This is a genomic window from Bacillus proteolyticus (assembly GCF_001884065.1).
Taxonomy (GTDB): domain Bacteria; phylum Bacillota; class Bacilli; order Bacillales; family Bacillaceae_G; genus Bacillus_A; species Bacillus_A proteolyticus.
Genome location: NZ_MACH01000054.1, coordinates 287,357 through 299,778, shown reverse-complemented (window position 1 = coordinate 299,778; position 12,422 = coordinate 287,357). Strand labels below are relative to the sequence as shown.

The 12,422-nt window shown below is 35.5% G+C and carries 12 protein-coding genes and 1 riboswitch; of the genes, 1 reads left to right on the top strand and 11 read right to left on the bottom strand.

The genetic code is table 11. From position 1 onward, the window contains the following. Window positions 1-106: 106 nt before the first annotated feature. Window positions 107-246: riboswitch (FMN riboswitch) on the bottom strand. A gap of 247 nt (window positions 247-493) precedes the next feature. Beyond that, window positions 494-1,180: a hypothetical protein gene (locus BAQ49_RS07925; protein ID WP_071744881.1), complete on the top strand. Its 687-nt coding sequence runs from the start codon at window positions 494-496 to the stop codon at window positions 1,178-1,180. Between the two features lie 170 nt (window positions 1,181-1,350). Here BAQ49_RS07925 and BAQ49_RS07920 read toward each other — a convergent pair whose 3' ends face one another. The 11 genes from BAQ49_RS07920 to dacB all read right to left on the bottom strand — a co-directional run bounded on the left by BAQ49_RS07920 (window position 1,351) and on the right by dacB (window position 12,365). After that, on the bottom strand, window positions 1,351-1,965 hold the full coding sequence (locus BAQ49_RS07920) for a peptidoglycan DD-metalloendopeptidase family protein (RefSeq protein ID WP_071744880.1): 615 nt from the start codon (window positions 1,963-1,965) through the stop codon (window positions 1,351-1,353). Between the two features lie 83 nt (window positions 1,966-2,048). After that, window positions 2,049-2,630 carry a cob(I)yrinic acid a,c-diamide adenosyltransferase gene (locus BAQ49_RS07915; RefSeq protein WP_071744879.1) on the bottom strand — a complete coding sequence of 194 codons (582 nt, stop codon included), beginning with the start codon at window positions 2,628-2,630 and terminating at the stop codon, window positions 2,049-2,051. Between the two features lie 136 nt (window positions 2,631-2,766). After that, on the bottom strand, window positions 2,767-4,542 hold the full coding sequence (gene resE / locus BAQ49_RS07910) for a sensor histidine kinase ResE (RefSeq protein WP_083595866.1): 1,776 nt from the start codon (window positions 4,540-4,542) through the stop codon (window positions 2,767-2,769). Next, window positions 4,542-5,258: a DNA-binding response regulator ResD gene (resD, locus tag BAQ49_RS07905; protein WP_000426861.1), complete on the bottom strand. Its 717-nt coding sequence runs from the start codon at window positions 5,256-5,258 to the stop codon at window positions 4,542-4,544. Before resD ends, resE begins: the two co-directional genes overlap by 1 nt. A gap of 301 nt (window positions 5,259-5,559) precedes the next feature. Next, window positions 5,560-6,717, bottom strand: coding sequence for a cytochrome c biogenesis protein ResC (gene resC, locus BAQ49_RS07900; protein ID WP_071744878.1), 1,158 nt, complete (start codon window positions 6,715-6,717; stop codon window positions 5,560-5,562). Window positions 6,718-6,731: 14 nt separating this feature from the next. Next, a complete protein-coding gene (resB, locus tag BAQ49_RS07895) occupies window positions 6,732-8,357 on the bottom strand; it encodes a cytochrome c biogenesis protein ResB (RefSeq protein ID WP_002011755.1) in 1,626 nt (541 codons plus the stop codon). A gap of 121 nt (window positions 8,358-8,478) precedes the next feature. Further along, complete coding sequence (gene resA, locus BAQ49_RS07890) at window positions 8,479-9,000, bottom strand: thiol-disulfide oxidoreductase ResA (RefSeq protein WP_071744877.1); 522 nt, start codon at window positions 8,998-9,000, stop codon at window positions 8,479-8,481. 106 nt (window positions 9,001-9,106) lie between these two features. Continuing rightward, window positions 9,107-9,835, bottom strand: coding sequence for a 23S rRNA pseudouridine(2605) synthase RluB (gene rluB / locus BAQ49_RS07885; RefSeq protein WP_071744876.1), 729 nt, complete (start codon window positions 9,833-9,835; stop codon window positions 9,107-9,109). Window positions 9,836-10,124: 289 nt separating this feature from the next. Continuing rightward, window positions 10,125-10,655 (bottom strand): spore maturation protein SpmB, encoded by a 531-nt coding sequence (spmB, locus tag BAQ49_RS07880; protein ID WP_002201161.1) that lies wholly within the window; start codon window positions 10,653-10,655, stop codon window positions 10,125-10,127. Beyond that, window positions 10,652-11,248, bottom strand: coding sequence for a spore maturation protein SpmA (gene spmA, locus BAQ49_RS07875; protein WP_071744875.1), 597 nt, complete (start codon window positions 11,246-11,248; stop codon window positions 10,652-10,654). The genes spmB and spmA overlap by 4 nt, the downstream gene beginning before the upstream one ends. Continuing rightward, window positions 11,241-12,365 (bottom strand): D-alanyl-D-alanine carboxypeptidase DacB, encoded by a 1,125-nt coding sequence (dacB, locus tag BAQ49_RS07870; protein WP_071744874.1) that lies wholly within the window; start codon window positions 12,363-12,365, stop codon window positions 11,241-11,243. The genes spmA and dacB overlap by 8 nt, the downstream gene beginning before the upstream one ends. Window positions 12,366-12,422: the final 57 nt, after the last annotated feature.

The following is a 12,422-nucleotide window of genomic DNA, read 5'->3' as shown; positions in this document are numbered from 1 at the left end:
CTATTTTTTCATAGAACGAAAAAACCCTTTGCGATTTACACAAAGGGAGAATTTTAAGGCACATCAAACAGACGTTCAAATACTTATCTTTTTTGAACGCATGAACCTCCATCTTCTCCCATCCAGACTATACTGTCGGCTTTGGAATCACACCAAATCCTGCCTTAACGGCTCGCGGGCTTAGAACGAAATTATTAACTGTTCATCACCGCCGGTCGGGATTTTCACCCTGCCCCGAAGATAGACCGATATTCTATTTTCCACTTCATTATACAACAACATAATCGTATTGTGAACAAAAAAAGTGTAACTTATTAAAAATAAGTTATTAATTTTATATAATCAAAGATACAATCAATATATTTTACAATACAACCCATATTTTTTATAATTCGGTATTTCTCTTATGAATCCCCTAGTCATATATCGTTAAAAGTGATAAGATGTTGAATTGTTAAGATAAGAACATTTTCTGAGTTATGGAGGAAATGTCATGAAGAAAGATAAAAGACACTCTATTCGAGAAGCAATGAAAAAGAACTTAAGAAAAGAATACTTTTATTTAAAAAAAGAATTACTTTTCTACTGTCCAATTGATCTAGGCACATTCTCAAGAGAGACATACTACGCTACTTTTGACCAAGATGGCATAAGTATTTATCAGTATGATAAAAAAACAGAAAGTAAATTAAAATTGCGTGAGCGTTATCCATGGAAGAGTTGGAATAAGGTAAAAGTTGATCACTATTTAACAACTTCTCAATTTATTTTTCAAGGTGAGCGAAACTGGATTTTATCCCTTTTCCAAAAAGGAAAAGAAGCTCAAAAAATAATTGAAGAACATACATCTTTACAAACGGAAGTTGTTTCCCGTCCTTTTTCCAAGAAACTTCCTGGTTTCCGTTCTAATACACCATTGAATAAATACATCGGTAGCATTTGTTACACTGCACTTATTGCATTTTTATTAAAATGGATGATTCCATTTCAAGCACCACAAATCGCCCTGTATTCTCTTTCAATTGGCTTTATGCTTCTTGGTTTACTTTGTCTTACAATTGGTCTAATCGAGCCAACTATCGTACTATTTCGGACAAAAGAAAAAACAAGAACAAAAGTCTTTTACTTATATAGCTACTTAGCTATTTCTGGATTTATATGTGTCTTTATTTTTTGGTAAAAGAAGCCGTCCCAAAAGATTTTTTGGGACGGTTTTTCGTTACGAATAGGTTACTCTTATCTTCGTATGTTATTGCTAAGTCAACATTTCTTGTCGAAACGTTGATATAAATTCATTTACTATCGTATTCTTAAAAATCTATTCAAAAGTTATACTTTGAGAAGTTTCCTTTACTTAACGTATAGTTGTTGGTTCGGATAGATTCGCTCTTGTCGTAATCCATTTCTCACTTTGATTTCCTCAACTGTCATACTAAATCTCCGAGCAATACTAACTAAAGTATCACCTTTTTGTACAACATATAATGATGATGAAACGACTTGGTTTTTTTGTTCATTTAAAACAAGCAACGGATTCATCGCATTCCTTTTCTCCATCGTCCATCTTCCTTGATGCACTTCTAAATGTAAATGCGCTCCTCGCGATTCTCCTGTATTCCCTACCTCTCCAATTCGCTCTCCTTTTGAAATATTATCCCCTTGAACTACATATCTCTTATTTAAATGCGCATAAACAGCCTCATATTCTCCATGTTTAATAAACACAACATTTCCATAACTACTTGAAAAATAAGACTTTGTCACCTTACCATTTTGAATAGCTACAACGGGCGTTCCAATGGACGCAGCTATATCAATACCATAGTGTTTCCCATGTCTTGTCCCAAAATAATCACTTACCTGCCCATCAACAGGCCATATCCACTGATTCTCTTCAGCATAAACATGTAATTGAGATAAAAATAATATACTCAATATCACCACGCCACATTTTAACGCTTTCATATACATCCTCCGTTTTCTAATAACCGTCATACCTTCTCTATTGTGGGATATTATAGAAAAAAGTATACAAAAAAAGAAGTGAATTACTCCACTTCCTTCTCTTTTTTATTGCGAAAAACAAGTGCACTGCGGTTATATTCCACATCTTTCACTTGTAAACGCGCATTTATTACTCTAGCTACCGCAAACAAATAATCAGATAACCGATTTACATACTTTAGAACAATTTCATTGGTTTCTCCTTCTTTTTGCAACGACACTACACAACGTTCTGCTCTTCTTATAACTGTACGTGCAATGTGTATTGTAGCTGATGCCTCGCTACCACCTGGTAAAATAAAACGTTCTAATGGCGGCGCTTCTTCTGTATAAGAATCGATTCTTCTCTCTAAATACTCGACCATCTCTATCGTTACTTTATAGGGAATTTTCTTCTCTACTATTGCTAAATCTCCTCCACAATCAAATAGTTCATGTTGAATATTTTCAATCTCGTTATAAATGTCACGAAAACATTCCTCTTGCAATTTTGACAGCGCGTATCCGATATGAGAGTTCGCCTCATCAATCGTGCCATAAGCTTCCACACGTATATGATCTTTATCCACTCGGCCACCTATTACACTCGTTTCCCCTTTATCTCCTGTTTTTGTATAAAGTTTCATTTCATTATGACACCTCTCTTTTTTCATACTGATTATTAAAGGAAAAAACTCTACCATTCTTTATTTAATTGAACTTACAAAAAAATAAAAAAAAGTAGAGCTTTTATTCATTATCACTTTTAAAAAACATGCATATCTAAATTATACGATTCGGTAAATATACAGAGAATGTAGTTCCTTCTCCAACGACACTGGATACAGAAATCTTTCCATCATGACCTTGAACAATATTTTTAGCAATCGCAAGCCCGAGTCCAGTTCCAACCTTTTTCCCACGCGTTCTCGCTTTGTCAGCTTTATAGAACCGATCGAACAAGAATGGAATATCTTCTTCTGGAATACCCGCACCTGAATCCTGCACTTCAAAAGCAAGGCCACTATTTTCCGTATTAATTACAAGTGTAACATGTCCACCCGCATTTGTATGACGGATTGCATTATCAATTAAATTCGTCAATACCTGCTCCATACGATCTGCATCAAACGGATATTGTTCAATTGGGCTTTGGAAATCAACTGTTAATTGAACTTCTTTATCCTTTGCAATCCCTTGGAATTTACGGCCGATTTTTTCGACAAAAGGATGAATATCAACTTCACCTATATGTAACTCTACATGACCACTTTCCATACGTGCTAAATCTAATAACTCATTTACAAGTTTACCTAAACGAACAGATTCATCATAAATAATTTGAACAAACTCATTAATTTCTTCTTTTGTTTGCACAATATCATCTAAAATCGCTTCACTATACCCTTGAAGCATTACCATCGGTGTACGAAGTTCATGTGATACATTCGCAATAAAGTCTTGACGCATTTTCTCAAGACGACGCTCTTCCGTCATGTCTCGCAATACTGCTACTGCTCCACGAATTTTCGTTTGATTGTAAAGCGGTGTCATAAGAACTACGTAGTTACCTTTTTGCAAATTAATTTCAACAACCTGTTGTTGTTCGCTTTCTACAACGAGATGGAATAGTTCAACAAGTTCAGAAGGAAGTTTTTTACTTAATTCTACTTCTTTTTCTTCTTGCCAAACTTGTAAGAAATTTTCTGCCGGTGGATTGATAACAACGACTTCACCTTCTTGATTTAACGTAATAACACCATCCGCCATACTACTCAAAATGCTAGCTAACTGCTCTTTTTCCTGCTGCAGAGCATTCATATTAAACTTCAACTGCTTACCCATTTGATTTAAAGCAGTTGCGAGCTCCCCAATTTCATCCTGCGACACCATAGGGGCTTTCGTATCAAATTTCCCGCGCGCTACCTCAAAAGCAACCTCACGCATTTTACGGAGCGGCGCTGTAATTCGGGTAGATAAGAAGAATGCAAAGAAAGTTGTTAAAATAATCGCAATCCCGGCTGATAAGAAAATAAAATCAGTCGTTCTCTCCATACCTTGTATCGGCACTTGTAAAGATTCATATACAAACACTGCACTTTGATTTTTTGACTGCACTGGTTTCCCGACAATCATAATATCATTTTCCGTGTTTTTATTTTTTCTACTATTAGAGGCTTTTCTAATATTATTCTTGATTTCCTTTTTATCTGTAAATACAGCTGCTAATTCTTTATCATTTTTCAAATCATCCATTGTAAGCGTAACTAATCCTTCTTGTTTCGGTGAAGAAGAAATTTCCTTACCGTCTTCTACAATGATAATCCTTGAAAGTGGGTCAGAAAATTTGTAGGCGATATCCTCAATCGTTTTGACATCGGCACCTTCTTCAATTAACTCTGAAACACTTGTTGCAACTTTTTGAAGCCTAGCTTCACTCATATCAACATAATATGTTCTAAAAAACTGCGAAAGTAAAATCGCAACAAATCCAAGAACAAACGAAACGAGAAGTAATATGGTCATCCATAACTTCCCTACTACACTTCTCCAAAGCATCAGTCGTTCACAACCTCAAACTTGTAACCAACGCCCCAAACGGTAACAATCATCTTCGCAGCATCTGGTGATTTTTTACTTAACTTCTCACGTAAACGCTTTACATGCGTATCAACTGTACGTAAATCTCCGAAGAATTCATATTGCCATACTTCTTTTAACAATTGCTCACGGTCAAACACCTTATCTGGAGCTTTCGCTAAGAATAATAGTAATTCATACTCTTTCGGTGTTAAATTCACTTCATTACCATCTGCTGTAACACGATGTGCATCGTTATCAATTGTTAAGTGCGGGAACACAGTAACATCTTTCGTCGTTGTATCTTGTGTAAAGAATGTTGTTGGTACAGCACGACGTAACACCGCTTTCACACGAAGCACTACTTCACGTGGGCTAAATGGTTTCACGATATAATCATCAGTTCCTACCTCAAACCCTTGTACCCGATTTACTTCTTCACCTTTTGCTGTCAGCATAATAATTGGTGTCGCTTTCTTCTCACGAACCCCTTTGCACACTTCGATACCATCTTTACCAGGCATCATAAGATCTAATAAGATTAAATCATAATCATTTTGTAAGGCCATTTCTAAAGCTGTATCACCATTATCCGCTTCTTCAATTGTGTATTGCTCTCTTTCTAAATACATTTTCAATAAGCGACGAATACGATCCTCATCGTCTACAATTAATATTCTTGATTCATTTTCCATTTCTACCCGCTACGCATTTTAGCGCAACGGTTCACACCTACCCTTCTACAATATTATGTTGCACTTATTCTCATTTAACAAAATATTTTTTAAACGTTTCACTTTCCATATTATGCTTCACAAGAATAATAAAGTTTGTTCAATTTTTTTCCAAAACTATGTATTTTATTTGAACAGTATATTATGTCCTCGACATCATTTTACAAAATCAACCGCTACTTTGTCATGTTTTTCTCAAAAAAGAAGAAAATTTGACAAAAATAAAATAGGAAAGTGACATACACTCTCCTATTTTATTTCTCTATGCATATGAATGTAAACCCGCAATGATTAAGTTCACTACAATAAAGTTAAACATAATGATCGCAAAACCAATTACTGCAAGCCACGCTGATTTTTCCCCATGCCATCCTTTAGATAATCGCAAATGTAATACTGCAGCATAAAAGAGCCACGTTATAAGTGCCCAAACCTCTTTTGGATCCCACCCCCAAAAACGCGTCCATGCTATTTGAGCCCAAATCATCGCAAAAATTAGCGCACCTAATGTGAAAACTGGGAATCCAATCGCAATAGATCGATATCCGATTTCATCTAGTAAATCACTATTCGTATTCTTTACTAGTGGCTGAAGTGCCGCTGATACTCGTTTGCGTAAAACAAGTCTTAATACAATATAAAGTAGTGTTCCAACTATTACTGACCAAATAACAGTATTTAATTTTTTCGCATTTACAATTGCTGGAACTTCGACTGTCGGTTCTAGTTTATTTTCTGTCAGTAACTTCCCTTCATGTGGTCCAACTAAAGCTGGGAGATTATACTTCATCGCGACTTGTTGTTCATTTTTATCAATCCATTGAAACTTAGCTTCATATTTCATACTGGAGAATACTGTCGTTACTGCAATAAATCCAACTGTACAAACAAGTGTGAACACTACCGTTTCTAACCAAAATGTACGTTTACTTCTCGTTGATTGATCTACATTTTTCAATAAATACATAACGCCCGTAATAAAACTAATTGCTAAAATTGCTTGTCCTGCTGCTGCAGTCGTCACGTGAATGTGTAACCAGTTACTTTTTAAAGATGGGATAAGCGGGGATATTTCCCTCGGGAACATACTTGCATAGGCAATTAATAAAAGAGCAACTGGTAATGCAAATAGTCCAATTATACTTACACGGTACATAAAATACATTACAATAAATGCTCCGACAAGCATCATACCGAAAAACGTACCGAATTCGAAAAAGTTACTAACTGGCGCATGACCTGATGCAATCCACCTTGTAACAAAATATACTGTTTGTGCTATAAACCCTAAAATTGTAATCGTTATTCCTACATTTGCCCATTTATGACCCTTTTCTTTAATGGCTCCCCCAAAAAATAGAGTCGCAATTAAATATAAAATAAATGCGGTAAAGAGAAAGTTACTACTTATTTGCACCATATCGTTTCCCCACCTTAACTAATTTTTTTATCAATTACTTTATCATTTGGCTGTGGAATTGCTGTACCTTCTATTACTCTTTCAATATCTTTCTTTAAACCGAACCAATTTTTATTCGTATGCCCTGCAATCCACCATTCATCATTAACACGTTGTATCCAAATACGGCGATGATTCCAATACATACCTTGAATGACACCAACCATAAATATAAATCCTCCAATACCGAGAATCCAAAGCGTTAAATCTTTTCTTACAGTAAGTGCTGTTGCATTTTGCATTTCAACACCTGCAAACGACATTTTATATTTGTTGTTTCCATCAGGTTCTATATTTTGCTGAATACCAACAAAACTCACTTCACCATCTGGTGTTTCAGGTGTAAACATTTTAAATACAAATGCAGGATTGTTTGGTAATTTCGTTTTTGTATTTGGTTTTCCATTCTCATCAAAATAAAAATCAGGAAAATAGCTTAATAGTTCTAGAGAATAACCATTTCCTAAATCATATTTTTCCTTAGGATTCGTTAAATCTACTTTAATCGGTCCCCACTTTTGATTATTTTCTTTATTTTGCAAGTTAAAGGACATACTTTTAAATTCACTTTCTTTATAATCCACTTGATACACTGCAAATTGATCAAATTTCAGTGGTTCATTCACGCGAATTTCCGCTTCTTTTACCTTTTCTAATTTTGGTTTTTGACCCGCTATATTTTCTCCTACCGCTTTGTATAATACAGCATTTGTTTGGAAGTTTTTCGCAATCATTTTATCACCAACGCGATCAATCGCTTCATCATAAACTTCTTTGTCCTTACTCTTATCATAAACTTCCTTGATAAACTTTTCGTTCTTCAAATAGTATTGTCCATCCGTCCCTGGTATTTCTTTCGTTTCACCGTCACGTAACCAAAGTGCTTCGTCTACGTACATACTCGGTAAAAAACGAAGCATTGCACCGAACAAAAAGATAATAAGACCGATATGATTTACATATGGACCCCAACGCGAGAAGCGTCCCTTTTCTGCTAAAACGTTTCCGTCTTCCACTTTCACGTTATAGTTTCTTTTCTTTAAATTCTTTTGCACTCTTTCCAGATCACCATCTTGAGGTGTACCAGTCCCATATAATCTCTGTCTCTTTAAAAAGCTAGGATGTCTTTTTACGCCTTGCTTTTTTAAAGCTTTATAAAGTGGAATAACGCGGTCTAAACTACATATCACAAGTGAAATACCGATAGAAGCAATCAAAATCATATACCACCATGAACCGTATAAATTATTAAATCCTAATTGATAGTACAATTGTCCTAAAAATCCGTATTCTTGTTTATAATATTCAGCTGGTGCAATTCCTGGCGTTATGTACATTTCTTGCGGAAAAATAGTTCCTATCGCTGATGCAGCTAAAGTTATTACGATTAGCCATACACCCACTTTTACAGAAGAGAAAAAGCTCCAAATTTTATCGACTATCGTTTTTGTTTGCGTGAGAGATCTCCGCGCACTCCCCTCATAGCGCATATCCAATAGTTTTACATTTTCATTGCTTTCAAATGGTTTCCCACAAGCTTCACAAAAAATGGTTCCTATCGGATTAACATGTCCACATTCACATTTAATTTCTTTCAACACTCTCACCGCCCCTGTATCTATATGTACTATTGTATATTCTAACCTCAAGTTACCGCAATACTCAGAATTTTTAAATCAGAGGCGCTATTGACATGCACCTCTTATGTAAAGGCTTTCTTTATTACGGAGTAATTTTCTTTAAATAGCCTTCTAACTGTTCTTTCGTTTGTTCACCTATAATTTGCTCCACTACTTTTCCATCTTTATCAATCAAAAAGCTTGTCGGTAATGGACCTACTCCATATGTTCCTATAATCTTTTGTCCTTTATCAATGGCAACTGGGAATTTCAAACCATATTGGTTCACAAAGTTCTTTACTGCAATATCCGTTTCATCTGCATCTAACGCTATGATTTCAACGCCTTTTTCTTTATACTTTGGATATAATTCATTCATATAAGGCATTTCTTTTTCACAAGGTTTACACCACGTGCCCCAAAAGTTTAAAAATACACCTTTACCCTTTAAATCTTTTAGTTCAATTTTCTTCCCTTCTAAATCCGTCACAACAAAGTTAGGTGCTTCTTTTCCGATTTGCATTTTCTCTTTATTAGCAAAGAATCCTTGATAAAGTGTAAATCCTACAGCACCGCTTAAAATGAGCAGAATGATAACACGAAATAATAAGCGATTTTTCTTCATCTTTTCTCCCCTCTCCTCGGTAAATGGTATGTATTCTTTTCTGTAAATGTTGTATTGAATAAATCACCAGCAGAGCACTCCACTGGTGAAATTTTAACTCTATAGCTTATCTTGGCTTTGTAGAAGCAAGTGCGCGTAATTGTTTTACCTCATGTGGTGTCAATTCTCTTGCATCACCAGGTCGCAAACTACCCACTTCTAAAAAGGCATAACGTTCACGTTTTAATTTCACTACTTTACAGTCTAACGCTTCAAACATACGACGTACTTGACGATTACGGCCTTCGTGAATTGTTAATTGTACAATCGCCATCTCTTTACGCTTGTCCCAAGAAATAATTTTCACATTTGCTGGTGCTGTTTTCCCGTCTTCTAACATAACGCCTCGTTCTAACATGCGAATTTTCTCACCTGTTAATGGTCCTTTAATTTTTGCAACATATGTTTTTTCAACTTTATATCTCGGGTGCATTAATACATTGGCGAAATCTCCATCGTTTGTCATCAATAATACGCCAGACGTATCATAATCTAAACGTCCGATTGGGAATAAACGTTGTCTGATTTCAGGGAAAAAGTCTGTTACAACACTTCTTCCTTTATCATCTGATACACTCGAAATTACACCAGTTGGTTTATATAGTAAAAAATAAACAGGTTCTTCTTTTTCAAGAGGGATGTTATTTACTTCTACTTTATCTTGAGGAGTTACTTTTGTTCCTAACTCCTTCACTATTTTCCCATTAACTTTCACTTTTCCTTGCTGAATTAATTCCTCAGCCTTTCTTCTCGATGCAATACCTGCTTGCGCAATCACTTTTTGTAATCGTTCCATTTCTTTTTTTCACCTCGAATTTATCTTACCTTACATTAGAAAGACTTGGCAACCGCATACGCTTTACGGCTATTCGCTCCTTCTCACTTAAACAACATAGCGATGATAATAAACATATAAAGGTCAAATCATGTTTTTACCCTTTATTATTGTCCACATTTTTCATATTTCTCACAATAAAAGTTCATCATTTTGTCAAAAATACCGCATAAAAAAACCACTATTAAACTACACGTTAATAGTGGTCGTATACGTATTATAAGCGAAATAGCGCAAAAAATGAATAGCATTACCGAAACAATAGAGAAACAAACACAATCGAGCAAATAATTCCGATCAAATCTGCAAAAAGCCCTACCTTTAATGCATCTCCCATTTTTCTAATACCAACAGCCCCAAAGTATACTGTTAAAATATAAAAAGTCGTATCTGTGCTACCTTGCATCGTTGAAGCTAATCTTCCAATAAACGAATCTGGCCCATATGTCGCAATTAAATCAGTCGTAATACTTAAACCAGCCGATCCCGAAATAGGACGTATAAGTGCTAGTGGAACAATTTCCGCTGGGACATGAATTAAGTCTAACATCGGCTTCATTACAGATATCATCGCATCTAACGCTCCAGACGCTCGAAAAATCGAAATGGATACAAGCATTCCCACCATAAACGGTAAAATGGAAACTGCAATTTGAATCCCTTCTTTTCCTCCCTCAACAAACGATTCATACGTCGGAACTTTTTTTATCGTGCCATATAAAAGGATAAAACCGATTACACAAGGGATTACCCATAATGAAATTGTATTTACAATACTCATTTTTTCCGCCCCTTTCTACTCCTTCTTCGGTAAAAATAGCGGTCAATCCAAATTGCTCCAATCATAGAGAGTACTTGTGCAATGAATGTTACCCCAACGATTTCGGTAGGATTTGCTGATTCATAAGTCATTCGAATCGAAATGACAGTAGTAGGGATTAAAGTAATCGCTGATGTATTTAATGCGAGAAACGTCACCATAGAGCGACTGGCCGAATCCTTCCCTCCATTTAACTCTTTCAATTGTTCCATCGCTTTAATACCAAGAGGGGTCGCTGCATTACCTAATCCAAAAAAGTTTGCCATCATATTCGATAAAATAAATCCCATTGACGGATGATCTTTCGGTATTTCTGGAAACAACCTTTTTACTATCGGCATAAAAAGTGTAACTAACTTTTTTAATAACCCTGCTTCCTCTGCAATTTTCATTAAACCAAGCCAAAATACTAAAACGCTAATAAGTCCTATACAAATTGTTACTGCATCTTTTGCCCCGTCAAATACAGCTTTAGTTACTTCTTCCATCGTTCCGTTTATCATGGCATATACAATCCCTATGATCGCCATCGCTGCCCAGACGAGATTAACCATCGTTCCCAACACCTATCATATAAGAAAAAATTTCTTGCACATTATTCCAATACATTCCCGTTGTAGCTATTAACTTCCGTTTACTATAAAATAAATTCCGTTCTCCAACTTTCTCATTGCCAACATAAACATCTGTCTTTCCAACTTTTACTCCATCCATAAGTTTTACACTTTTATCGAGTTCAACTTTTAATACCACGCTCTTTTTTTCCTCTTCAGTTAAAGGCACGAAAAAACTATTTTTCGTATAAACATGATTAGCATATTTCTTTTCATTTATTTCAGCGAGTGCTCCTTGTCCTAAAACTTTCGTTTGCTTGAAACGTTCAAAACCTTTGTCAAATAAATTCATATGATCATCCCAATCACTAGAAGCACTCAAAGTTACGACAATTAAATCTAGTCCATCTTTTGAAGCTGTCGTAACAAGTGTCCGTCCTGCTTTCTTCGTAAAACCTGTCTTTCCTCCTGTTGCAAATTCATAATAAGATGTCACAAGCTTATGTTTATTTTTCCACGGATAATCCCAAGAATCTGATTTATACGTTTTTGTTCCAAAAATTTTCTTAAAGGTCTCGTTCCCCATTGCATATTTCGTTAATAATGCCATATCATAAGCCGACGAATAATGCGATCCATCCCCATCCAAGCCATGCGGGTTTGAGAAGTGCGTATCTTTCATTCCGATTTCTTTCGCTTTTTCATTCATTAAATATACGAACCCTTCTATACTTCCTCCCACATTTTCAGCAATTACTTGTGCTGCATCATTACCTGATCTAAGCATTAATCCGTAGACTAAATCTTCTAACTTCACTTTTTGTCCAGGTTTTAAATAAATTGCTGATCCTTCTACTCGTACTGCTTCATTACTCACCGATACTAGTTCTTTCATTTTTCCTGATTCAGCAGCTAACAATGCTGTCATAATTTTTGTTATACTCGCAATTTTTTGTGGCTCATGTTCTAATTTCCCATAAAGTACACGACCAGATTGTTGCTCCATTAAAACTGCGTTACGAGCACTGACACCACCGTTCATTTTTGCATATGTAGGAATCGGCATAACGCTTGCATACATTATAATTAGCGTAATTATTATACAAATTCGTCTCATATTTCCCCCCCACGTCCTTTTGGCACTTTTTGTACAAGTGTATGCTTGGCCTTTTAA

What these genes read in the sequence shown, in the direction of transcription:
- resE (WP_083595866.1), bottom strand. Translation starts at nt 4,542, where the DNA reads ATGCTTTGGAGAAGTGTAGTAGGGAAGTTATGGATGACCATATTACTT.
- resD (WP_000426861.1), bottom strand. Translation starts at nt 5,258, where the DNA reads ATGGAAAATGAATCAAGAATATTAATTGTAGACGATGAGGATCGTATT.
- BAQ49_RS07915 (WP_071744879.1), bottom strand. Translation starts at nt 2,630, where the DNA reads ATGAAACTTTATACAAAAACAGGAGATAAAGGGGAAACGAGTGTAATA.
- spmA (WP_071744875.1), bottom strand. Translation starts at nt 11,248, where the DNA reads ATGGTTAATCTCGTCTGGGCAGCGATGGCGATCATAGGGATTGTATAT.
- resC (WP_071744878.1), bottom strand. Translation starts at nt 6,717, where the DNA reads ATGGTGCAAATAAGTAGTAACTTTCTCTTTACCGCATTTATTTTATAT.
- BAQ49_RS07925 (WP_071744881.1), top strand. Translation starts at nt 494, where the DNA reads ATGAAGAAAGATAAAAGACACTCTATTCGAGAAGCAATGAAAAAGAAC.
- rluB (WP_071744876.1), bottom strand. Translation starts at nt 9,835, where the DNA reads ATGGAACGATTACAAAAAGTGATTGCGCAAGCAGGTATTGCATCGAGA.
- resA (WP_071744877.1), bottom strand. Translation starts at nt 9,000, where the DNA reads ATGAAGAAAAATCGCTTATTATTTCGTGTTATCATTCTGCTCATTTTA.
- dacB (WP_071744874.1), bottom strand. Translation starts at nt 12,365, where the DNA reads ATGAGACGAATTTGTATAATAATTACGCTAATTATAATGTATGCAAGC.
- BAQ49_RS07920 (WP_071744880.1), bottom strand. Translation starts at nt 1,965, where the DNA reads ATGAAAGCGTTAAAATGTGGCGTGGTGATATTGAGTATATTATTTTTA.
- spmB (WP_002201161.1), bottom strand. Translation starts at nt 10,655, where the DNA reads ATGAGTATTGTAAATACAATTTCATTATGGGTAATCCCTTGTGTAATC.